Source organism: Paenibacillus sp. PAMC 26794 (genome assembly GCF_000316035.1).
Lineage (GTDB): Bacteria > Bacillota > Bacilli > Paenibacillales > Paenibacillaceae > Paenibacillus.
In genome coordinates, this window is sequence record NZ_ANHX01000017.1 from 146876 (window position 1) to 170564 (window position 23689).

At 45.4% G+C, this 23689-nt stretch carries 18 protein-coding genes; 6 read left to right on the forward strand and 12 right to left on the reverse strand.

Translation table 11 applies throughout. The features are described from left to right. Positions 1–17: 17 nt before the first annotated feature. Positions 18–1115 (reverse strand): saccharopine dehydrogenase NADP-binding domain-containing protein, encoded by a 1098-nt coding sequence (locus tag D829_RS0110345; protein ID WP_017688815.1) that lies wholly within the window; start codon positions 1113–1115, stop codon positions 18–20. Beyond that, positions 1099–1806, reverse strand: a complete 708-nt coding sequence (locus D829_RS0110350; protein ID WP_017688816.1) for a class I SAM-dependent methyltransferase — start codon at positions 1804–1806, stop codon at positions 1099–1101. Before D829_RS0110350 ends, D829_RS0110345 begins: the two co-directional genes overlap by 17 nt. 129 nt (positions 1807–1935) lie before the next feature. On the opposite strand from D829_RS0110350, the gene D829_RS0110355 reads away from it, so the two are divergent. Further along, positions 1936–3045 (forward strand): LuxR family transcriptional regulator, encoded by a 1110-nt coding sequence (locus tag D829_RS0110355; RefSeq protein ID WP_017688817.1) that lies wholly within the window; start codon positions 1936–1938, stop codon positions 3043–3045. 243 nt (positions 3046–3288) lie between these two features. Here D829_RS0110355 and D829_RS0110360 read toward each other — a convergent pair whose 3' ends face one another. From D829_RS0110360 to D829_RS0110380, 6 genes are all read right to left on the reverse strand, one after another. Then, positions 3289–4302: an iron ABC transporter permease gene (locus D829_RS0110360; protein WP_017688818.1), complete on the reverse strand. Its 1014-nt coding sequence runs from the start codon at positions 4300–4302 to the stop codon at positions 3289–3291. Further along, the gene (locus tag D829_RS0110365; protein WP_017688819.1) at positions 4299–5324 is read right to left on the reverse strand and encodes an iron ABC transporter permease; all 1026 of its coding nucleotides are present in this window, start codon (positions 5322–5324) and stop codon (positions 4299–4301) included. Before D829_RS0110365 ends, D829_RS0110360 begins: the two co-directional genes overlap by 4 nt. Positions 5325–5440: 116 nt before the next feature. Continuing rightward, complete coding sequence (locus tag D829_RS0110370; RefSeq protein ID WP_017688820.1) at positions 5441–7408, reverse strand: AraC family transcriptional regulator; 1968 nt, start codon at positions 7406–7408, stop codon at positions 5441–5443. Between the two features lie 287 nt (positions 7409–7695). Beyond that, positions 7696–8583: a membrane protein insertase YidC gene (gene yidC / locus D829_RS0110375; RefSeq protein WP_017688821.1), complete on the reverse strand. Its 888-nt coding sequence runs from the start codon at positions 8581–8583 to the stop codon at positions 7696–7698. Beyond that, positions 8520–8870: a hypothetical protein gene (locus D829_RS32885; RefSeq protein ID WP_241230758.1), complete on the reverse strand. Its 351-nt coding sequence runs from the start codon at positions 8868–8870 to the stop codon at positions 8520–8522. Before D829_RS32885 ends, yidC begins: the two co-directional genes overlap by 64 nt. A gap of 92 nt (positions 8871–8962) precedes the next feature. Continuing rightward, entirely contained in the window at positions 8963–10582 is a 1620-nt protein-coding gene (locus tag D829_RS0110380; RefSeq protein ID WP_017688822.1) for a DUF4173 domain-containing protein, read from the reverse strand. Between the two features lie 134 nt (positions 10583–10716). Here D829_RS0110380 and D829_RS0110385 point away from each other — a divergent pair, with 134 nt between their 5' ends. Further along, a complete protein-coding gene (locus tag D829_RS0110385) occupies positions 10717–12528 on the forward strand; it encodes an ABC transporter substrate-binding protein (RefSeq protein ID WP_017688823.1) in 1812 nt (603 codons plus the stop codon). A 43-nt stretch (positions 12529–12571) separates the two neighbouring features. Here D829_RS0110385 and D829_RS0110390 read toward each other — a convergent pair whose 3' ends face one another. Next, positions 12572–13909, reverse strand: a complete 1338-nt coding sequence (locus tag D829_RS0110390) for an FtsW/RodA/SpoVE family cell cycle protein (RefSeq protein WP_017688824.1) — start codon at positions 13907–13909, stop codon at positions 12572–12574. Further along, complete coding sequence (locus tag D829_RS0110395) at positions 13906–14241, reverse strand: helix-turn-helix transcriptional regulator (RefSeq protein WP_017688825.1); 336 nt, start codon at positions 14239–14241, stop codon at positions 13906–13908. Before D829_RS0110395 ends, D829_RS0110390 begins: the two co-directional genes overlap by 4 nt. Before the next feature lie 284 nt (positions 14242–14525). Between D829_RS0110395 and D829_RS0110400 the strand changes: the two genes are divergently transcribed. From D829_RS0110400 to D829_RS0110415, 4 genes are all read left to right on the forward strand, one after another. Next, complete coding sequence (locus tag D829_RS0110400; RefSeq protein WP_017688826.1) at positions 14526–15110, forward strand: AAA family ATPase; 585 nt, start codon at positions 14526–14528, stop codon at positions 15108–15110. A gap of 310 nt (positions 15111–15420) precedes the next feature. Beyond that, complete coding sequence (locus D829_RS0110405) at positions 15421–17460, forward strand: serine hydrolase (protein ID WP_017688827.1); 2040 nt, start codon at positions 15421–15423, stop codon at positions 17458–17460. Positions 17461–17623: 163 nt separating this feature from the next. Next, positions 17624–19927 carry an ATP-binding protein gene (locus tag D829_RS0110410; protein WP_017688828.1) on the forward strand — a complete coding sequence of 768 codons (2304 nt, stop codon included), beginning with the start codon at positions 17624–17626 and terminating at the stop codon, positions 19925–19927. Beyond that, the gene (locus D829_RS0110415; protein WP_017688829.1) at positions 19924–20559 is read left to right on the forward strand and encodes a response regulator transcription factor; all 636 of its coding nucleotides are present in this window, start codon (positions 19924–19926) and stop codon (positions 20557–20559) included. Before D829_RS0110410 ends, D829_RS0110415 begins: the two co-directional genes overlap by 4 nt. A 148-nt stretch (positions 20560–20707) precedes the next feature. On the opposite strand, the gene D829_RS0110420 is transcribed toward D829_RS0110415, so the two are convergent. Both D829_RS0110420 and D829_RS0110425 read right to left on the reverse strand, forming a co-directional pair. Further along, positions 20708–21676, reverse strand: a complete 969-nt coding sequence (locus D829_RS0110420; RefSeq protein WP_241230759.1) for a TIM barrel protein — start codon at positions 21674–21676, stop codon at positions 20708–20710. A 286-nt stretch (positions 21677–21962) separates the two neighbouring features. Then, entirely contained in the window at positions 21963–23681 is a 1719-nt protein-coding gene (locus D829_RS0110425) for a hypothetical protein (RefSeq protein ID WP_017688831.1), read from the reverse strand. Between the last annotated feature and the right edge of the window lie 8 nt (positions 23682–23689).

Here is a 23689-nt window from a genome sequence, read left to right on the forward strand (position 1 = left end):
AGCAAAAGAACATGAAACTACGTGATCTTGGTCGTCACCTTTAGTGGCGTATGAAGTGCATCTTGAATGTCCTGCAAAGAGAGACACTGTTCAATATGAAATACACCATGTGGCAACGCTGTTCTATACACACGTTCAGCCACGGCTGCAGCTACCGCTGCTGTTGCATCTGCTTCCTTTGTGCCAACCAGTAGTTGTTCGACGCGGATTTGCTCACCATTTTCCCATCCTACGGCATCGACCTTGACTGCATACATCGGCTCTCCTCCAGGAATAAGGCCAAATGCCTTTACCGTTCCACTCCGAATAGACGGGATACGCAGCAACGAAAACAACCCTGCACGTTTGGAGATTGCCATGGATTTTGTGATCCAGCGGGAGTCCAGACAGAGTCTGGTAGATACGGTTGGAATACGTAACGTCCGAGCAACCACATGCTGATCCGAAAAGTTAAATCGATAGGCTTTCCGGTTCCCCAGTTCCGTTCCAAAATCAATCCTTTTGCCATCTCCGAAACTTTGTACCTCAGCAGGTTTGCCCTTTTGCATCACTTGGTAGGTGGCATTCATCTGATCAACGGTCCACTCCACGGCAGCTTTTCCGTGCTTCTCTCCAAGTCCCAGCATTACGGTAATATCTGCTTCCTCCACCTGATCCATATGCATGGTCGCTTCGCGTACAAGCAAGTTCGTTACTCCTGGTGATAGTCCTACGCTGAGTAACGCAGTTGATTTGGAACGTTGCATTTTGGTGTGCAATTGTTCAACCTTAGCGAGAAAATCATATTTTGCAGAAATATCAATATAGTCGGTTCCGGCTTGTGCGCAGGCTTCAACGAACCGGGTATCGCTCTGGTCAACACACATGATGACCAGCTTCACAGGCCTTAACATGGATGGCTCTACAGGTCGTGTTACATCCAGTTGAAGTGGTAGCACAGCACCACCTGTAGACCTGCTGAGCTCTTCCGCACGGTTCATGCGTGTACCCGCAGCCCATACTTTACCCGGGAACAATTCCCCCAGTTGAGTACATATCATCTGCCCCACTTGACCATAACCGCCAACCACCCAGATCTGATCTTTCATAGGCTTCACGTTAGTTTCGAATTGCATAATATCCCTCCACCCAGAACGCCCCGAAGTAACGTGTAATATGTGAGAAACCGCATTCGGTCAGTAGCTGAGTCATCTCTTCAGAGCATATGGGATCGGATTCACGGCCCAGGGAAGCAGCAAAACGTTCCCACTCTTCAGGAAGCACGCCCACACTCAACATGTGATCCTTCCAAGCTTGCAACATGATTGGATGTGCAGGTGAACGAAGATCGGCATTTACAGCCGCAATGATCAAAGGTGCACCGGGTTTAAGTCTTGCTGCGAGGCCGGTAAGAAACAGTCTCTTGGCCTCCATCCCCTGAAGGAAATGTAACATGAGCATGCTTGTCGCCCCATCATATACAATATCCTCCTGCAATTCTTCAACCGTGACAGGTTGCAACTTCACTCTGGAACCGATGCCTGCTTCCGCGACTCGTTTCTCAGCAAGTTGCAGCATGGGCTGTGATGGATCTACTCCAGTCAATGTCCAACCGGCATGACGTGATCCGAGCAGAGCAATCTCTTTTCCCCCTCCCGCTCCGGCAACAAGGATATGAATATCGTTGTTATTCGCAAAAGATGCTGCAAGCAGCCGTTCCATTAGATCATGCATATGAGAATAACCCGGAATTTTCAGGGCTATCGATTGTTCGTAACGATGAACATCTGCTGTTTCCCAGCTCATCGGTGATGGATTGTGATTCATGGACACCGCACTCCTCTTGAATTGAAGTTAGACTTGACTCGTTGTTCGTCTAATTTCATTATAGAAGGATAAGGCTAACCTACAATCCCAGAACATTGGGATATGCGCACAGAGAGAGGAGTAATCTTGTTGACATCACGTATTGATCGGAACCACAGACTTATCACTTCTCTTGAAAAAGGAACCTGGACCTCACGTACTTACCGGGAAGCTGTTCTCAAGCAGATCCATTCGGTTGTACCTTACGACGCATACTGTTTCACCACCGTTGATCCTCTGACTCTTCTCTCCACAGGAGCCGTGACAGAAGATGGCATTGAAGCCATTCATGATCGGTTATTCATTAATGAATACATGGAAGAAGATATACATAAATACGCTGAATTAATTCGCAGCGGTGAGCACACAGCTACACTTCATGCGTCCATGAACTCAAAGTTTGAACAAAGTCCACGTTATATCAACATTCTTCAGCCAGCGGGGTTCGGTGATGAACTGCGTGCTGTATTGGTCAGTGGAGACGCTTGCTGGGGATATCTGACCCTATATCGTAAGACAGAAAGTGCTGTCTTTACAGAGGAGGAGCGGTTGATGATTCAGTCCTGGACCGCTTCTATTGCATCGATGCTGCGGTCCACGAGCCTGACACTGATCGATGAGATCACGAGTGAAAGTCCCGAAGAACCCGGAATTTTGATCACCTCAGACACGTTCCAGCTCTTATCCCTGAACGCCTCCGCTCAATATTGGCTGTCCCAATTGCGCATGCTGGAACTTGTCGGGCCGGATGTTCTGCCCCGTCCGGTACGTGCAGTGAGTTCCCACTTGCAGCGCAAGAATCGGGCAGAACTGGTCGTGGGTACTCAGATTGCACCCGACTCACCCTCCAAAGTTTGCATTCAACTTCCGGATGGGCGTTACCTCATACTTCATGCCAGTCTCATGCAACAGCTTACAGGACCGGATCAGATTGCTATCCGTTTGGAGCAGGCGATGCCGCAGGATTTGCTTCCCTTGCTCGCCGAGAGCCATGGATTATCCAGTCGAGAGCGGGAACTACTCGGATATGTGCTCCGCAGTTATTCGTCCAAGGAAATTGCTGCTGCAATGCACATTTCTGTCTATACCGTACAGGATCATTTAAAATCCATTTTCGCCAAAACCAAGGTATCCTCACGTCGCGAGCTCATCTGGTATTTCGTATCCCGGTTCCAGCTGTCGGATGAGCCTGCCATATAAACCCTGAGTGATTTCCCAGTATCAAATTGACTATCCAATAATGAGAAAAAATCAAAAGATGCCAATACGATATCTTCGTAATGGCATCCTTTTCTATATGCTATTGATTAAGAAGCATAGCGGTAATACAGAGGGTAACTTCGATCTTTGAACTTTTGATATCGTGCATTCTGCTTTAAAAAGCAACGCACAGTCCTACCAACCCGTTTTCCACAAAATATTCAGACCATATCATTGATTGTGTTATTTGGCTTTTGCTAGTAAATAAAGAAAATATGGAACACTAATGACTGTAATAACGATTCCTGTCGGCACATCTCCTACGAGGCTAACCGTGCGCGTAATCGTGTCAGCCAACACCACGACTAGCCCTCCGGCCAAGCTGGCAGCCGGAATGAGCAATTTGTGATCGGGACCAACCAGTTTTCTCGCCATATGCGGAGCGATCAAGCCAACGAAAAAGAAGCTGCCTCCCACGGCTACACTTCCAGAGGATAAAGCAACAGCAGCGATTGACAACCCCAAGAACTGCCGTTTTACGGAAACACCAAGCCCCTGTGCTGTCTGATTGCCCAGATGGAGGGCATTCAGTATGCGAGCCTTGTAAAAAATATAGCCGAGTAATATCAAGACCCATGGTGTCAGTATGGAAATATAGCCCCAATCATCGCCCCATAGGCTCCCTGCGAGCCAATATAGCATGAAGTTCATCTGCGAATCATCCAGCTTGAGTGTCAAGAAAGTCGTCAGCGCCCCATATCCGCTTCCTAGCGCGACCCCGGTCAAGATCAAACCGATTGGCGAGATGTCTCGTCCGCGGCGATACGATAATAAGAAGATCAACCCCGCAGCCAATAGTCCGCCAACAAAAGCCAACAGAGGCAGAGCAATAAAGGAACTCTTTCCTGTGGATGCAATGAATACAACGAAGAACAGGACAAACAAACCCGATCCCGAACTAATTCCCAGTGTCCCCGGACTAGCCATGTCATTGCGCAGCAAACTCTGCATCACGACCCCGGCCGCTCCCATCCCCAGACCTACCAAGATCGAAAGTACGATTCGTGGCAAACGAAAATCAAACACAATCAGATTTTGCTTATCGGTACCGTTTCCTATGAGAACGTTCAGCACTTCTAGCGGTGAAAGATTCATCTTGCCAGAATTCATGCTAATGATCGCAAACACAAGGATCAGCACCATAAGCACTACATTGATGATAATGCCTCGTTTCATCGTATAACGCCGCTTGATCATTCATATTCCCTCCTTTGTCTTCGAGCCAAGAAGAGAAAATACGGCACACCAATGATAGAAAATATAATGGCAATCGGCGTTTCGAACGGTTTATTGATCAACCGTCCAGCCAAATCGGCCGATACGGTCAGCAACGCACCATATAACGCAGCTGCCGGAATAATGTATCGATAGTCGACACCTACCATATATCGCACAATATGCGGGGTAATCAGACCCACAAAACCAACCGGGCCAACCACAACAACAGCCAATCCAGTCAGCACAAGTACAATAATTGTCGCCAAAATCTTGACCAGTCCGCTACGAATGCCGAGTCCACTTGCCACATCATCTCCCAAACTGAGCAGTGTAACGGAAGGGGATAGCGCCAATGCCAGCAGTATACCACCAACAAAGAGCGGTGAGATAATCAGCAATTCACCCCATTTGACACCCGCTGTACTACCCGCCGTCCAGAATGTCAATGCTCGGCCCAGGTTATAATTGATCGCCAAGTACTGACTGAGTGCGCCAAACAACATTGAAATGGACAGACCTGCCAGCACAAGCCGCTGAGGCGTCATTCCACGATTGCCCAGTGACGCGGTAAAATAAGTCATACCGGTAGCGATCGCTGCTCCCAGACAAGCGAACAACATCATCTGCCAATACGAATAACCCGGCAAGAAGGCCAGGCAAAGTGCAATTGCAAATGCTGCCCCAGAGCTAATCCCCATGAGCCCGGAGTCGGCCAGCGGATTGCGCGTCGTCCCCTGCATGATAGCGCCACATACCGCAAGGCTGCACCCAACGATCAGATCAGCTACGGTACGCGGAAGACGCATCGTTTGAATAATTTGATGTTCAGTGAGCATTGGATCAAATCGGAAAATAGCTTCCCATACCGTTGCTAACCTCATATCAGCGGCGCCAAACATAATCGATGCCGCCGACATGAGAACCGTTAATCCAAGCCCTACTGCCATGTACATGGTGAAGTTCATCGCCCCACGGCGTTTTTGTTCAGGCTTGCTTTTCATCTCGTTTCCCTTTCATCACCTATTGACAATCCAAACGAATATGGATAAAAGCGTCCATAAATTCGACTGGTCATGTTTGAAAATTGGAGTTCTCAATTAAAATTTCGTTCTAACTCTTATTTCGCTAATGCCAGCAATTGACTAACAATATAATCAATCAATGCACTGGAAGTCATTACGTCGGTGGACCAAGATAGCGAAGAATCCACCTTTACGATCCGATTATGTTGCACAGCAGGTATGGAATTCCACACTGCATTATCAGAAGCAACGTTTCCATCTCCTAAGAAGATCATATAATCCCCAGAGTAAGCGGGTAATACTTCCATGGAGACATCGCCCCAATATTTATCTGCATCGATAATATCCGTTTGGACTTTTGAAGGTGCCTGCAATTGAAGTTCATCGTAAACAAGCTCACCAACGGCATGCTTGGCTCCAGCTATGTAGTTACTTTTATCACTGAATTCTCCAACCGTAATCGTCACATCTGATAGGCCCGCATTCTGAAAGGCTAGCTTTGATTCTTCGATTTTTCCGTTATAAGCATTCAAAACAGCCTTAGCCTCTTCCTGTTTGTTCAAAACATCGCTGATAAAATGTATCCGCTCTTCTGTAGTCATATCACCATAGGGAACATAAATTGTGGGGGCGATTTTGGATAAATCATCATAAGACTCATCGCTCCATGCCAAAATGATCAGATCAGGCTCAAGCGTCATGATATCTTCCGGCTCCATGGCTACTTTTATGGAGTCTGTAATCTGGTTAGCATATACAGGCTCCGTCTCGCCCCTTGCCGCTCTTGCTACACCTAAAGGAGTTACACCTAGTGCTACCACATCACCAACCAAATAATCGACTACAACTCGCTGAGGGTTGTTAGGTACCTCAACATCACCCTTAACTGTGGATATCGTTCTGGTCTGCGAGACTGCTTCTGAAGCTTTTGTCTCCGACCCTTCCTGTTGTGTCGTCTGCTGTGTCTGCGCAGGTGTTGTATTCGCCGTTCCCCCATTATTCGCTGGCGTCCCTGACGTACATGCCGTCAATAACAGCATCATGCTTATCGCCGCCGCCAAAATCATTTCTTTACTTCTTAATGTTCCAAACATCGTTGATTCCCCATCTCTATAAGACTTGACTAGACTCGCTAGTTCCCTCTCATCGTAAGGGAGATGAGAATCATTATCAATACCATCAACCTGCATGGATAGTGCGTTTATTTTCCGATAATCACTTGGCGTCATCTTGTAATGCTTCTTAAACATGCGGAACAGGTTTTTCTCATCTGCGAAACCAGCTCCAGTTGCGATTTCTTTAACCGTTGCTTCTGTATTCTTCAAGTCATGACAGGCAGCTTCAATCCTTCTCTGAATGAGATACTCCTGTAAGTTCATCCCTTCACTTTTTTTGAACAACCGCGTCAATTGTCCACCACTGATCCCAAACATATCTGCAATTTGTTGAAACATAATGGGCTCCCTGTAATGTTTATCGAGATATATCTTGGCAGAACAGGCTGGATCTGGCTGGAGATACCGAATCTCACCACCCTCCAAATCCCTGTACACCTCATGAATCAATTGATATAGAAAACTTTTGGCCTGTAGCTGATCCATCGCTTTGCCACGTTTCCAGCCATTCATCATCCGTTGGAACCAATCGCGTAGCAAGATGGGATTACTTGGCGTATAACCAAACTGTTGAACAAATGGATTGACTTGCTCCAGTAATTGCTGCAGATGTTTCTTGAAAAAGAGAGGTGATTCTGCTCTATAAAACACCATAAAGGTCTTCACATTCTCCCCTTTAGGCGTAATACTGAGCAGGCTCCCCTTCCCGCCGTGAACTAAACCGAAGCGTTCCATTGCAAATGTGGTTTCATTCAGTTGAATTTGCCCTTCTCCCCCATATGCATAGATAAACATGCTACTAGGCATTTTATATTGCTCCAACGGGTATTGTGACGCTACATTCTGAAAGCGTACATCTATTAATGTAATAATCGAACGTGTCCATATACTGGCCATCATATCAATCATCTCCGGTGTAAATCCCTGTCTCGCTTCTTCCTCTTGCATCTATCCGCGCTCCTCATTTCACTTTTTCCCATGTATACATCACTCGTTAATTGATATTGATTATCAATATCATATTTCGTCAGGTAAGTATATCATCATTAAGTGATATTGGGGAGCAGACAGTGGACGTTATGCTTTTCATCCGCTTTCGTAAAAAACTAAAAAGGAACACCTGAGAGTACAAAAAGAAGCCTGATCCATATGGATCAGGCTTCTTCAATATGTTTTTTGTATTCAACAAGTTTACGTAGTCACCATGTTTCCCTTGTCACCTGCGACCGAATATATTACGACTTTACAGGTTTACGAGTAGATTTCGATGAACTAGATTTTTTATTCTTTTTCTGACTCACTTCCACAACCACAGGCTCCTGCGGGTGTTCCACCGGGTACATTTTACGGAACAATAACGTCTGTAGTACCAGGAACGAACCCCCAACCGTCCAATAGAGCGGCATGGCTGCCGGGGCTGTAAGAGAAAAGAATGCCATCATCAATGGGGAGAGATATCCCATGATGGCGAACTGTTTTCGCTGCTCAGGCGCCATATTGGCTTGTGATACCTTGGCTTGAATCAGATATATGACCGCGACCACCACAGCGAGTACGTAGTCCGGCGCTCCCAGTTTGAACCACAGGAACGAGTGGGAGGACAACTCCGGTGTAAGTCGGATGGCTGTGTAAATACCTGAAAGTATAGGCAACTGAATGAGCATCGGCAAGCAACCAATGTTCAGCGGATTGAACTTATGTTTCTTGTATAGCTCCATCGTTTCCTGAGACAGCTTTTGCTTATCAGCAGGATCATTTTTGCCTTCATATTTTTTCTTGAGCGCATCCATCTCGGGTTTCATAGCGTTCATAATGACTCGTGTTGCCTGCTGGGACTTGGCTTGACGCATCATCAATGGCAACAGCGCTAAACGAATGACCAGCGTAATCACGATAATCGCGACCCCATAGCTTCCGTTAAATATAGTCGCAATATGCTGAATCAGATACGACAGTGGAAATACAATGTAGTGATTAAAAAATCCCGGTGTTGATGAAGTAATCTCCGACACGTTGTTACTGCATCCGGCAAGCAGCATGACTGCAAACAAAATGGTAATCAGGCCATAGATCCGTCCCTTGCCCGAAGTAAAAGTGAATCCCTTGTTAGTCTTATGTTCCATATATATCCTCCTCGTTGATTTGTTGACCAATCGTTCAACGAGGAATGACAATCTGGTTCATCTTCATCGGGCGCTTCTCTTCGTCTAATCATGCGGCTCCAGTCTTCCTGTCTATGCTGTCTGTCCAAACACAGGGCGGGAAGTACAGGTTCAAGTCCACCACCGGCGCCACCTTCCATCCAGTACTCTGTCATGCCACAGTGAAGATGGGCAATATAGGCATAACTGACGGTGAAGATGAGTCCAATCGAGAATAAATATGGTAATAACTCCTGCAGTTCAAACAAGGGATTCACCCCCTTTATAGGTTAGTTTTTATATTATAACACTTACATATTGTTTTTGCATAAATCTGTACGTGAAAACAACTACTATTCAGCTATTCCGTTCTCAATTTAGACAACTCTTGTTCAGCTCGGTGTCTTGCCACGTTATAAGAAGGCCATGAACGATCTGATGAATTCTCGTCCAAGTAGGCTTGACGTTCCAGCATTTCCCTTTTGAGATCCGGGTAATCCTCCTGAGCAAACTCTCGAAGTAACGGAACTGCATCTGCCGACAGACTTGCCAGATAGGTTACATCAATATTGCCAGTCTGATGATAACGTTCAATATTCAGCTCGGCAATCCGTTTATCCATGCCCACATAGTTGACAGCAACATATGCAGTGAGCGCAAGCACAATATACCAGCGGATCAGCGGTATTGATGTGTACCGTATACGAAGGCCAGCAATCAGCAACAGGAGTGCGAGGAAGATCATGAATGCGTGTACCAGGAAGCGGATGTACGTATATCCATATGCCTGCTCATACAGATTTAGGCGCATAAACGCGGAATACAACATAATTGCTGAACAACTGACCAGAATCAGGAGAAGTACCTGATGCACGATGGAACCCGCTTTGCCACTCGCACGGGTATACTGCAAAGCAACAATAAGAATAAAGAAGTTAATACCTGTGACGAGAATTAACTCTGCGAATCCACTTCTCGCATAGTCTGCGTAAGACAGATCTACCGGAAGATGCCCCTCTCCTGCACCAAACAGATACGAAAACTGTACAAGTACAAACAAAACGTACACACAGTTAATGACAATCAGCATCGTCCCCACAATGATGGGGTCCAATCTGAATGGTTCCCGCTGAACCGGAGTGCGTTCGGGCTCGGGTGTAATCTTATTGGTAACCTGACCTTCAGTGGCCGGGCCCACAGGAGAGAATATATAGGTGTGATCACGCTTATCAAGCGTGGATGCTGCTCCATTTTTCCAATGTGCGTTCGCTCTCTTCTCTGCCTCATATTGCATTGGCTGTACAAATCCCCATACATAACCGAACAGCAATACACCTGCGATGACAATCCAGATGATTCTCGGTATCCCTGGAGTAAAAGCCAATTGATTCAGCCACTCCGGAAAACCGGCTAAATACTGATCAAAGACCCCGTCAGCAGAGGACAGTAATGCAACGACTACAATGAGGATCGGCAAGGACGCCACAAGACCAATGAGTACTTTGAAAACAACTGTTTTCTGGGATTTGCCCATGCCACGCCCGCCTGCTCTCACAGCAATAGCAGCAACAGTCCCCCAATGACGTATGGCTTGAGGTAGCAAGTGGTCAATAGCCGTACCAATCAAGCCAATCTCCCACCACTGCTTCTGTTTTCTGCCCATCAGATACGTCATATGTAAGATAACTACGCCAGGTATGACCAGAAAATTAAGAACATACAGCAGTTCATTGTCGTATAACAGAAACGTTAGCGACAACAATAGCACTACAGCCGCTACAAAAGCATCAATAAACTTGAAAGACCTCATGCGATCCCTTGCAAACAGATACATGAACACATAAAAGAGAATTACAAAGATAGGATACGATACGCCAATCTCATTACCATAGAATAAATACTGGTGAATGATCGCCAGCATCCATGCAGACAGTAGCGTGATTAGAGCGCGTTGCGGTGAAGCCATTATTTTATCAATCATGGGAAAAACCTCCATTAACCTTTCTATGCTATATTCTAGATGATAAAATAGGAATATAAATAGAAATTAAAATTGACAAAACTTCTTATTTTAGAGGAATACGTCAGAGTTCACCTCCAGGAGGGAATCAACACTTGAAATTACATCAGCAATATCTGCTGTTGCATCGCCATTACGGCCACCACACAGAACATGAACTTACACTCGCCGATCTCGCTGATTTGCTAAATTGTACACACCGCAATACGTTAACGATTGTCAAAAAGATGGTTGCCCATGATTGGATTCGTTGGGTTTCCCAGCGTGGCCGGGGTCGGCGTTCTTCACTGACTTTGCTTGTTCCGGCTGATCAAATCGCCGCAGAATATATGATGCAGGCCATGAATCGTCGGGAGTTACAGGAAGCTGCCGAGCAGGTGAGCGCATTCTCCAGTTCAACAATCATGCAGGATCATCTAAACCAGTGGTTGCTAGGGTATTCAGGACATCATACGGAAGCCGGCACCAATAATGAGCAGATTGATACGCTTCGGTTGCCCCTGCGCCAACAGCTTCATGCGCTTGATCCGCTGTACATTAATCTATTAGCTGAATCCTTTGTTACCAGCCATGTCTTTGACGGGTTGGTTCAGCGGGGTGAACAGGGAGAGATCCTCCCATGTCTCGCTCATACCTGGGATGTCAGTGCAGACCGAAAGACCTGGATCTTTTATCTGCGAAAAGGGATTACATTTCACGATGGTCAGTTGTTGACAGCTCATGATATTGTTCATACGTTTGAACGACTGCAATCTACAGATCGCCGGACACTGTACCGTGATGTAAGTAAACAGATTCTATCTATCGAAGCGGTCGATTCCTTAACCGTGTGTTTCCAGCTTAATGATCCTCATGAATTGTTTTTGTCCTTCCTGACAACAAGTCGTGCGGCGATTGTACCCTCACCAGGAACAAACGAACATAAGATGAAGCATTCCGGTGATGTGCATGGGATGAAAAAACCTGTTGGGACGGGACCGTTCAAGGTCACCGCCTGGGATGATCACTTGTGCAGACTTGAAGCCTTTTCATCGTATTTTCAGGGTAGAGCACATATGGACCGGGTAGATATCCTGCAGATTCCGTGGAGTGCCTCGGCAAAAATGGACGATAGCCAAGATATCGAAACTCCGTTCTTTCATCTTGTTCATAATCCGTCTTCGTCTGCGGGTGCAGACTGGACACAGATTAGTGCAGGTGTAATGGTTCATAAATTACTCACGTGTAATACACAAAAAACCGGACCGTTAAACGATCCGGAAGTAAGAGCACACCTTCAGTCATGCCTTGCTGGAATGTATAGAGATGACGGACATGCAGATGACTCTGAAGTCATGGAGACTGATTTTAGTGCGGTGAATACCGGGATGGTTGACCCGGAGGGATTAAGAGATATTACTAAACGACTTACTTCGTATACTCCCATCTCACTGCAAATTGCGACCATCCCACAGTATCGCAGGGATGCCCAACATCTGGCGTCCATACTGGAGCTGTGCGGTTTCTCCTGTACCGTCCGTACTGCTACGATGGAGCAGTTCAAAGGAAACTTGAGGTTGGAATCTGATCTGATTCTCTTCTCTCTCATTCGGGACAGGGACGAAGAACTGCGCAGGTATGATCTTTACTCCACGTTGTCTGAGCATCTGGAAGATTCTACTCGTATAACGATCCATGAGATCTTGCAAACCATCGTCGCCTCTCCCATCGCTGCGGATCGAACTCGTGAATTAGACCGCATTGAGCAATTTTTGGTTGATCAGAATTTACTGTTCCATTTATCCGAAAAACCAGTAGAAACCGCTTATCTGCCTTCAGTACGTGGTCTATCTTTCAACAGCCAGGGCTGGGTAAACCTGCGTCATATCTGGTTTCCTTCTGACGCACGAGGACATCAGTCTGATTAAACATCGTATTATATGACTTATACCATCCGATCACGTATCTTTTTTATTTTGACATTGTCGTGATCGGCTCTCCCTGTTTGCTTCTCAATGAAATAGTATCTTTACGTCGATATACTCCAAGCAGTAAACCCATCATGGCGTATTCTAAGATCACATGAGAACCAAATCCAATAAAAGGGAAAGTAACGCTAACAATCGGAACCTTTCCGGTAGTCATAGCCAGCGAGTAAAGCATTTGCAATGCGAACATCATTGTAATACTGAACACGATCATACGACCAAATTCATCGAGTACACGAGGTAGCATTTTCAGCATACTAGTAAGAAACCATACGATTCCAAGCAACAGCATTATGCCTGCTAACCAACCAAATACATCAATAAGCATTACACCGGGATAGTCCATATAAAATCCTGTAAAGTGGTCCAAAGACGTGTCAGAACCGTTTCCCCACCATCCGGCAGAATGAAGAATATTCATAATCGTTTGGTTATAGTAACCGTTTCCTAGCGGATCATTCTGGAGATCCAACACAACAGAGAGTCTCTCAAACCGCCTGTATTCACCACTCAAAAACAACTGTATCATAGTGACACTTCCCGTAATTGCAGCACCCACAAACGTATAAAACCATTTTCGTGTGATCCAGGCAAACAAGATAATAGTTGCCATTCCGAATGGAAACAATCGCACCCAATCTGAAGCCTGAAACAGGCTAAAAGACGGCAAAGCAACAAGAAGAATATACGTGGAGACAGATTGTACATCGCACTTAGTACGCAGCTTATCCATCATAATCGCACCTATGGCAAGGGGCAATACCCACATGGATATCGTCGTAAGATCAATTGTTAACCCAAATATGCTCCAGAACCGTTGTACACCATAATCAAACGGTGATACCAGCGGATTAATCCACAACATACCACTTAACAAAATATAGATCCACCAGGCAGATTTTTTCCATTTTTGATAATCAAAATACATCAAAAATACCATCAGCACTAAACCAACAATAGTGTAGAGCAAATGACTTTTATACAAAAACTGAAACCTTTCAACCGAGATATTTGTCGTATAAATCCATGTCAGCAGCAGGCTTATGATTAGCAAACTGGCAAGTCCCGTTAGCAACCTCCAATGCATACGATGGCGATGCAATCGGTGCATACTCTTGCCTACGACAGCGGGATCACCCATCTGTTCAATGGCATATGCAATTGCTTCTTCCTCTGAATAACCTTCTTGTTCTTTATCCAACATCATTTCTTCCATGTGGTTTCCTAATTCATCACGCAAGTCGTTATGTACTTCGCTAGCTTTAACCTGAACACACATGTGATCAAGATAATGCTGAATTCGCTCATGTCGATTCGTCATGTCAGGCCTCCTTCCCCAAGCACCCGATCCACAGCTCTACGGAACAAATTCCACTCTGCTTTTTTACTTTGTAAGGCCTCCATGCCCTTGTCACGAATCGAATAATATTTCCGTTTACGGCCTTCAACCTCCATCCAGTACGACTCTACCCAACCTTCAATCTCCATAGCATGCAAAATAGGATATAACGTGCCCTCTTTCAGATTAAACACACCCTCGGATTGACGATGTAATTCCTTAATTAATTCATATCCGTACAACGGTCGTTCCTGAAGCAGGGTCAGAATCAATGTTTCGGTACTGCCTTTAATCATTTGTTTGTTAACCTGCAACGCGCTCACTCCTTCCTTTTCAATTCATTTAGCAAGAATTTTTAGATTTTGAAAAATACACTTTTAAATCTCTTCTTTTTATATACATCGGAAACCTATGCATAGAACAACTAGGTATTATATTACCTTATCCTTCCTTTTATGTCTAGCCAACAAGCTTCTTTATTTATGTTAAAATAAACAAGTCCTTTCATTCACGAACTCTAATGATAAATCTATATACTCGTGTATTTTTCAATTACATATCCTATTTTTTGAATCTAATTAAAGGAGGCATTACATTCATGAGCAAACTAATTTTCTTTCTCGGCGGGGCCGGAAGTGGCAAGACCACCCATGCCAAAGCCCTTTCCCGTAAACATAAAGCGGCTTTCTTTGATATGGATATTTTGCTTCGTCCCGCGGCTGAGGCGATCATGACCCTTCAGGGACTTGATCCTTCCGACCGAGATTCGCCTGAATACAAAAGGTTGTGCCGTGATCTTGGGTACCGCATTACGATGGACGCCGCTCTGGATAACGTTCAGTTGGGTATCGATACGATTGTTGTGGGGCCATTTACCAAGGAAATCGGTACCCCGGATTGGATTGCTCAGGAACTTGAACGAATTGGACATACTCTGGATGATACGGATGTGCGTGTTGCCTATTTTTATCTAGAGAATGAAGCGTTGTATCACAAGCGGATCACAGCGAGACAATCTCCGCTAGATGAATGGAAGTTAGCCAACTGGGATGCCTTCAGAGCTTCTCTCGTCCGTAAAGAAATAGCCTGGCCTCTCCCTGCTTCATCCGTCGTTTATATTGATAATTCCAGTGATGATCCTGCGATTGCCTATGCTGAACTTGAACGACGGATGTACGAGTAGTTTTATAAAATCTACTTCCCAATTCCTTTGCACGATGTCGCTTTGCATGGAAAATAAGAAGACAAAACAAAAAGAGGTATTTGTCGAGACCCCCATTGGGTCCATCATGACAAATACCTCTTTTCATATATTTAAGATCATTCAAAACTCACTCTTCATCCTCAACAATTGCGGGATCACGCAAAAAGGTTTGCGGTAGTCCTGCCGTAATAAGTGCGTACTACGGAATCGCCATTACATTCGAACTGATAGATTATAGATGTACTTAAATGTAAGAGAACAAACATATCTCAACTCAAAGGAGAATTTCATGAAATCTCATGTAGCAACATGTCCAACTCGACAACAACAACACAGCTACAAATCAAATCCTAATTGGAAACGTACTGTAGCCAACATCCTCCTGGTTGCATCTCTGAGTTTCACCACAATAACCAGTGTATCGGCAGAGAGCAGTCTACCTCTTCCTCAGGTAAGCCCTCAGGAAACTGAATCATTCATCAATCAATTCTTCGCCCAACCTGAAGTGAAGTCTGCTCTGAAAGGTGCGGTAGTCACCGTTGTTCACAATCAACAGATTGTTTTGAACAAAGGCTATGGTTATGCCAATGTGGAAAAACAAATCCCCGTCGATGCCGACTCCACTCTATTCCGTGTAGCCTCCATCTCCAAAACGCTGACAGCAACTGCCATTATGCAATTGGAAGAGCAAGGTAAAGTAAAACTTAATCAGGATATCAGCGCATACACAGACGCTTTGCATCTGACCAACCATACCGGAACAGCGTTAACATTGGAACATCTGATGACCCACACCAGCGGGTTTGATTTCACAGATGCAACAGCTATACCCAGGGAGTTGAATCATTCTTATCCGCTTGAGCAATTCATCCAAGATCACAAACCGTCCGTTGTTCGCCATCCAGGAGAAGTTTTCCGTTACGACAACTACGGTTATGCACTCTTGGGCTACATTGTTCAGAAACAGTCCAAACTTCCGTTTGAGACTTATGTACAACAGCATATATTCAACCCTCTTGATATGTCGGATAGCCATTTTACACTAAGCAAAGACACGCTGAGTAAACTCGCAACTCCTTATAGCGCTGAAGGACAGGAACTTCCGCAATATCCCAATGTACCGGACAGCTCCCCTGAGGGCGGATTCATTACAACTGGACGGGATATGGCTCACTTTATGCTTGCGCAGCTCAATCATGGTTCGTACCAGGGTGCACGTATACTCGAACCGTCATCCGTCCAAGCGATGCAAACGTTGGATGTCTCCATACACCCGGATATACCTGGCACAGGTTACGGATTCGAATCCACCTATTCGCAGTATAATCATGGACTGAAGGTCGTGAGTAAAGCAGGCGATCTGGACGGATTCCACTCCAATCTGTGGCTGTTGCCTAACGAGAAGACTGGACTATTTATCGTCTCCAACAGTGATGGACCAGATCTGCGAGAAGCGCTTTTTAAAGCATTTATGGATCATTTTTATCCGAGTAATGAGGTCCAAGATGTCAATTATAGCGTACCCGAGTCTTCACTCCATTCCTACGAGGGACTATATCGTGATATCCGCCTGCCTGCATGGTTGTATGATATTTCAGCAACAGAGAAAGGTCTTCAGGTTATAGATGCTTATGGCACTCACACCTTAACCCCCGTTAAGGACATGTTGTTCATGGATGAGGAAGGCAAGCTTGCTGGTTTCAAAAAAAACCAGTCAGGTGAAATCACATATTTCTATTACAACAAGTCAGATAGCTGGTCCGAGAAATTACCAGAAGCCAGACCTTATGAAGATGTGCCAGAAGACCATCCCTATGCTCCGTACATCTATCGTTTAACCCAGATTGGCCTGTATCCACAGGATCAATCCCTATTTGAACCAGAGAAGCCTGTAAGTCGTGGGGAGTTTGTAGCACAGGTTGTGGGCGTAAGCGGAATGTCCATTTCAGCTCAATCACCAAAATTTAAAGATACCCAATCAAGTCCCTATGCCGCCTACATTCAAACAGCCCTTGAACTGGGTATTGTGCAAGGTAATACCCATGGATTGTTCCATCCTGACCAAGCCATAACAAGGCAAGAGGCCGCGGTCATCATATCAAGAACTGCACAACAACTACTTGGCGCACCTGCCGTAACTGCCGATCTCATAGGTTCACAGGATCGCTGGGCCGAAGAAGGTGTCCAGTTTGTGGTTGCTCTAGGTCTCTACGGTCCTGAAGTATCTGTATCCAGCAGCGGTGCTGTGGATTATAGATCGAAGCAACCTATGCTCAGGCAGGAATCATCAGTTTTGATGTACAAAATGTTAGGCACTCTGCTACATTAACATAGAGTGATGCTCGGCAAGCCATGCCATTGCTACATGGCTTGTTTTTCACTTCATTTTACCAATGATGCATTTTATAAGAACGGATGATTTTACCATGCCACTAGGACTCTCATTACATAGATTCATGAAAACTAAATTTAATTTCGTGTGGTTTGTAACGATGTTGTGCTTTATACTGACAGCCACGTATATCCATATCTCTTCATTTCTGAATCCTTATATCGGACTTTCGTTGACACCAAATGCCTCCAATTCTTGGGCAGTACATGATGTAGATCCGCAAGGTTTAGCATATGCATCCGGGATTAGATCAGGTGACACCGTTATCTCGCTGGAACCCAAAAGAGGAGTCCGGTTACTCCATCAAAAAGGTGTATTCTTAGTGACTGAAGCCTACACCATCGGCGTTGAGAATTCTCATGGTCAGGCATCCCAACATACAATGAAGCCTGGACCACGTGAATGGTTCAACATCGGCTTCTCATCCATAGTAGAATTATTGCTATTGTTGACCGGAACCTATGCCTTGTTTAGCCAACCCGGTTCACGAGTGATGCGTCTGTTCTACCTCCTTAACCTGTCCATGGCCATATGTATACTGACGATATACACATCCCAGTTGCCTTTATCCAATTATATTTTGGCCTTTTGTGCGGCATGGTTACCTTACTGTCTAACTGCTTTTTATGTGTCTTTTGTATTCCGTACCCGTCTGCATCGTTTCCGATGGTTATTAATCATCAGCAGATGTATTGCCGTTGCCTACTCTACCGGCCTTGCCTTTCTGTACATCAAGCAGTGGATGATGACCGATGTTCAGTTCAATCAAGGCATTACTACCGTCAGTACTCCTGTTGCACCGTCTGGTCCAACCAATCTGCTTAACTTTATTCTTTGTGCAACCCTTCTGATCTTAATCTGGATGACATGGGTTTATCGTAAAAGCTACAATCGCAAGGAGCAGAACCAGCTATTGCTCATGTTAACAGGAATACTTGTTAGCCTGATTCCCTTCATCATCTGTTTTGCTATTCCAACCCTGCTTCAAGGTGAACCATTATTGCCTGTAGAGTACACATTAATTGGATTTCTGCCTTTATCATGGATGTTCACTTATGTACTTGTACAACGGAGTATGCTTGACCTCAAACTGGTTATGCCAAGATTGATGATTCATGGACTATATGCTTTAATCGTATTTTTACTGTTTCTAGCTGCTTCTCACCTGCATTCGTTAATTCATATCAGCTTGCTGTTTGTCTCGTTTTTGCTGATCACTTGGGTGTATCAGTACACGCTCACACGCTCACGCAAGAAAAACAAACTTAACAAATACTGGTTGGAACACCAGCAACTGCGGTTGACTGTGCGAATGGCTGAGCAGCAAAACATGCGGGACATGATTCACGTGTTTGCCGAGATGTTCCACAAGATGCTGGATATTGAAGGTGTAATTGTCATATGGATTGATGATAAGCACAGATATTCTCAGGAAGGTACAGGGATTTTTACTTCCATTCAGAATATAGATAACCAGGCGTTGGATATTGAAGTTTTACGACAGAAATATGATTTGGCACAGGTTTGGGAGCTGTCAGGTGAACCCACTACGGAGACGATAGGATTTCTGGGCATTGGTCACAAAGAAAATCGCACCCTTTTTTCAGCAGAGGAACAGGATATCATTGATAAAGGCAGGCTGGAAGCAATTCGAATGCTCGTCAATGGCAGACTCTTATCCGATCTGCAGAAGCGATATGAATACCGTGTAGACCAGACAGCTCTTCATGAACACCAGATACGCCGTCATCGGCAGTTCAATGATATTATGATGGAAGCCCAACAGGCAGAGCGTATGAAAACCTCTTATTTCCTTCATGACCAACTGCTTCAAAACCTGATTTTCCTGTCTCGTGATTTGGAGGAATTACACGATACCGGAGATACGCATAAGGATCAAACGGCTGTTTGGCTGGAGTGCCTGTATGCTTCCCAGAGAGATATACGTCAATTGTGTGATGATCTCTACCCTCATATTATGGATCGAAGTGATCTTGAGGAAGCGTTGCAATGGCTCATCCGTACAATCCAAATACAAAGTGGTATCAGAATGGAACTAAACTACAACGCCCTCTCTGAAGAGTTGAAGCACGAACCTCTGAAGTCCACCGCCTTTCGGACGGTCCGCGAACTCATTATGAATGTGATGAAGCACGCACAGGCGTCGTTCTGCTCCATTCAGGTACATACAAGGGATAATGACTTGATTCTCCAAGTAGAGGATGACGGCTTGGGGTTTAATGTTCATACCACATTTGATACTGCAACAGGGCACTTCGGTTTGATATCCATACAGAGCAGCATTCAACATCTCGGTGGAGAATTCACCATACATTCCAGCCTTGGCAAAGGAACCTCAATCAACATCCGTTTGCCTTTAACCAAAGGAGCAACTGAACAATGAGCGAACCCATTACAGTCGTACTACTTGATGATCACCCCCTGGTCATGGAAGGTCTCAACAACCGCTTAAACCGCGAACCCGGCATACAGGTAATGAAAACATTCAGCGATCCATTGCTTTTTTTATCCGAAGTAGAGGCGTTGCGACCAGATGTTGTTGTGATGGATATCCGCATGCCCCAGCTTGACGGGTTCGAGGTTGTGAGAAGATTGAAAGATCAATACGGGTTATCCGTTAAAATCATACTGCTATCCGGATACAACTATCACGAATTCCAGTTAAAAGCTTATGATCTGGGCGTCCATGCCTACTTGTCGAAACAAGCAACGTATGGACAGATTATCAACGCCATTCACCAAAGTATGTTGGGACATGTTCTTATTCCAGAGACCATGTTATCCCCTAATCTGGAGGAGTCTCTCACAGCAACTGAACGGGAAGTACTTAACCGCATTGCACTGGAGATGACCAATAAGGAAATTGCACAGGATCTGGCGATCAGTCAACGTACAGTGGAGTATCATATAACCTCTATTACACAGAAATTTGGTGTGAAGTCCAGAATTGGTGCTGTAGTCAAAGGCTATCAGGCAGGGATTCTCGGTGACGTAACCCTCCCTGATAAACGGTAAAAATATGTACCCGTTTAAAAGAACAACAAAAGAGCGGTAGAACACCCTCTAATGCAACCTGAGGTTTGTTCAGAACCTCTCTATTTGTTGATTTACTTTATATGAGGTTTTCCTATAAGGAGCATTCATGCTTGATACGTCTGCTCCTTTACCCGCGCTGACGTGCCGCTTGACGTTCAGCAATACGAGATGTAATTAATCCGTGACTCTCATCAATTTCTTCCGGTGTACACGCAGCTTTTAATTCATATACTTTTACTGGTGAACGATCAATGATATCCAAAAACGAATCAAAAAAGGTCATGTCTTTACTATGAATGTATGGACACCAATGATCTGATAACCCTACGGTTTCATGAATATGCACGCCAACCACGTGATCAATCAACGTGTTAGCCTCACGTACATTATCGTACAGCCCCATTCGATCCATCATCATGCCGTGACCAATATCGTACCAGAGACCAAGCGGCGCGCCCTTCATTTTTCCAATAATCGTTCCCGCTTCGTGCAAAGTCGGCATCTGATAACAGCGTGAACGGGTCTCAATACCGAAATTCACTCCGTATCCCCGCTGCTCCGACAAGTCGCATACCTCTTCGAGACTTTTCTGAATCCGGCTCAGATAATGAGCACTGCCATCTTCCCGCTTCTCCAGCATCTCTTGCCATAAAGATTGATATGCCGGTGAATCTGGTCCTTGATCGTGGTATATCTTTTTCAACGCTTCATCTATATTGTATTCAAACGGAACCTCACCGGGATGTACAACAACAGCCTTGGCCCCATAACGATGTGCGTACTCGGCTGAGCGAAGTAACAGCTCAATCGCCCGTCTGCGGCGCGGCTCATCATCGAATCCGAGCAGAACGGAATCCGTCCCGTAATCCAGATCAGCCACATGCGGGAATGTATTATGCACACTGGATACACCGATTTCTCCCCGTTCAATCATCGGTTCTATCGTCTGCAGCATCTCTTCCGTAACGTTATAATTCAGCTCCACCTGTCTGAATCCGAGAGACTTAATCTCCTCGATCATACCTTGTCCGGTCGTATGACGTTTAATATTCCAACATGTTGAGAACGAATATTCCTGTTTGTCCGTATACATCATTGGTCCTCCTGTCTCTCATTCTATCGCCCATTCATATTCCATTTATCTCTATCTATATAAGTTGAACCAATAAACTTTACACTAGATCACTCCAATTGCAGTACCATCTTCCGATCGCTGTTATCCCCAGATTTTTTTGATCCCCTTCTCCAAAGGGAAAAATCCGGTGATAGCTTATGCTTCCGATGCAGCTTTCTTGCAGAAAGCTTTCAGGCGAACGCTCCGCTTCTTCAGATCGGTTCTGCACTCTTCGTTCTCGTGTAAATGTTCAGTTCATCTTATATACCTATTTATTCCTCAAACCGTTGTCTTCACGGAGGGTCAATTCAAATCTCATCTTGTTCGCAGTCTTCCCAGGTACATAACGATAGATGATCTCCGCATGATTCACGTACATTAACACGGTTGGTCCAGGCGCTTCAGCCTTCACGGTACACGTAAGTCCAGGAAACTGCCATAACGCTGGTGTAATGTCCTGCTGCCGAAGGGATGGCCCTCTGATTTCAAAATAAACGTCGATCTCTTCCGCCGTATCCAGTTCCATATCAATGGTTAACGAATCTGGCGTGAGATCCGCATCGAACGTTACTCCGCGTAGATGACTGTTCCACCCCTCGCCTACCTCACGGCGGATCAAGCGAAGATAATAACGCTCCCCCGTCTCTGTCTGCCAGTGGATCGTGGCGGGATGCATCTGGCCGTTGGTATTCACACTTCCCGACATGGCCCCGATCATCCGGTGTTCTCCGATCCAGGCTTTGGCTGTACACAAATTCCGATTGGACGTTGGATCATTGCGCTCACACAGCTCCATGAACTGTTTCTGCACAAGACGATCCTCTTGATGAGCCTTGAAATACGGCACGGCTTCAGCGGGCACATCCACCCCAAGGAGCGCAATCAGTGGATCATGGCCTGACTCACAGTTGATTTCTGTGAGATATTCATACCCTTCACCAAGCAAGAGATAGATAAATACACCGATCGAACTATGCTCTCGCATCTCCATGTCGTACGCCCGAGAGAATGGGCCGGAGAGATTCTCTAGGTTGGCATTGTAATATAGCGCAATGTTATTCCACAGCCCATGTTCAATCCGGTGTCCAATTTCAATCAAACGTTCGGTGAGTGCATACTTTCGATACATGCCAAGCACGGACAGATCCACCCCGTAATACGTTGTCGTATTGAACTCCGCGAATGTACCGTTGTATTGTCCAAACTCTTTCATTAATCCCTCTGCCTGTTCATCGGAATGCTGAATCCAATCTGTTCGGTTCAAGCGATGGCCGTAGTAGTGGGTGATGAAAATATGCATTAACTCAATATTTGTATTCATGGGGATTACGTCCGATAACCTGCGTTCTATTGACCCTTGGACAGCCAACTCCATCGAATAGTCCATCCGTTTCATGAGTGTCTCCGGCATAAGTTCGGCGAATTCGGCAGTTACGACCACACAGACACAAGCAATAAACTCGCGCCAGTTGGGATCATAACTGATCCAGACCGGTGGCAGAACCTGATTCACCGCCAAATGAAACAGTTGTTTAAGTTGCTTGGGATCTGCCGCCTCTGTGAGCAGAGAGCCCTCTTCCTGTAGTTTATGGATAAACTGCGCAGACACCTTCTCAAAGGTGCGTTCCAGGAAATAGGCCGTGCCTGGCGCAAAAGATTTCCAAGCATAGTGACCCGCTGGTGGATGCACATCAGTTGGTCGGGTCGCGAAGGTTCCGTGATAGATCTCATCCGGAGTGTCATATTGATAATCAAGCACCTTGTGGAACACCCGTATCGCGCGTTCCACATCACCAGGCTCATTTCGAATCAACAACCCGAGCGCATAATGTGCACTCGCTCGTGTGCTGTGCTGCGATGAATCCTCCTCTTCAAAATTCCGAAGCAGATCCATTTCCTTGTCATAGAAGCTATCCATCATCAACATGGACTGATTTACAAGATACTGTTGCTCTTTCGACATCTTCTCTACCATTCGTTGTGTCATATCATGCG

Excerpts from the sequence above, each read along its gene's own strand:
- D829_RS0110345 (WP_017688815.1), bottom strand. The coding sequence starts at position 1,115 with ATGCAATTCGAAACTAACGTGAAGCCTATGAAAGATCAGATCTGGGTG.
- D829_RS0110350 (WP_017688816.1), bottom strand. The coding sequence starts at position 1,806 with ATGAATCACAATCCATCACCGATGAGCTGGGAAACAGCAGATGTTCAT.
- D829_RS0110360 (WP_017688818.1), bottom strand. The coding sequence starts at position 4,302 with ATGATCAAGCGGCGTTATACGATGAAACGAGGCATTATCATCAATGTA.
- D829_RS0110365 (WP_017688819.1), bottom strand. The coding sequence starts at position 5,324 with ATGAAAAGCAAGCCTGAACAAAAACGCCGTGGGGCGATGAACTTCACC.
- D829_RS0110370 (WP_017688820.1), bottom strand. The coding sequence starts at position 7,408 with ATGCAAGAGGAAGAAGCGAGACAGGGATTTACACCGGAGATGATTGAT.
- yidC (WP_017688821.1), bottom strand. The coding sequence starts at position 8,583 with ATGGAACATAAGACTAACAAGGGATTCACTTTTACTTCGGGCAAGGGA.
- D829_RS0110380 (WP_017688822.1), bottom strand. The coding sequence starts at position 10,582 with ATGATTGATAAAATAATGGCTTCACCGCAACGCGCTCTAATCACGCTA.
- D829_RS0110390 (WP_017688824.1), bottom strand. The coding sequence starts at position 13,909 with ATGACGAATCGACATGAGCGAATTCAGCATTATCTTGATCACATGTGT.
- D829_RS0110400 (WP_017688826.1), top strand. The coding sequence starts at position 14,526 with ATGAGCAAACTAATTTTCTTTCTCGGCGGGGCCGGAAGTGGCAAGACC.
- D829_RS0110405 (WP_017688827.1), top strand. The coding sequence starts at position 15,421 with ATGAAATCTCATGTAGCAACATGTCCAACTCGACAACAACAACACAGC.
- D829_RS0110410 (WP_017688828.1), top strand. The coding sequence starts at position 17,624 with ATGTTGTGCTTTATACTGACAGCCACGTATATCCATATCTCTTCATTT.
- D829_RS0110415 (WP_017688829.1), top strand. The coding sequence starts at position 19,924 with ATGAGCGAACCCATTACAGTCGTACTACTTGATGATCACCCCCTGGTC.
- D829_RS0110420 (WP_241230759.1), bottom strand. The coding sequence starts at position 21,676 with ATGATGTATACGGACAAACAGGAATATTCGTTCTCAACATGTTGGAAT.
- D829_RS0110425 (WP_017688831.1), bottom strand. The coding sequence starts at position 23,681 with ATGACACAACGAATGGTAGAGAAGATGTCGAAAGAGCAACAGTATCTT.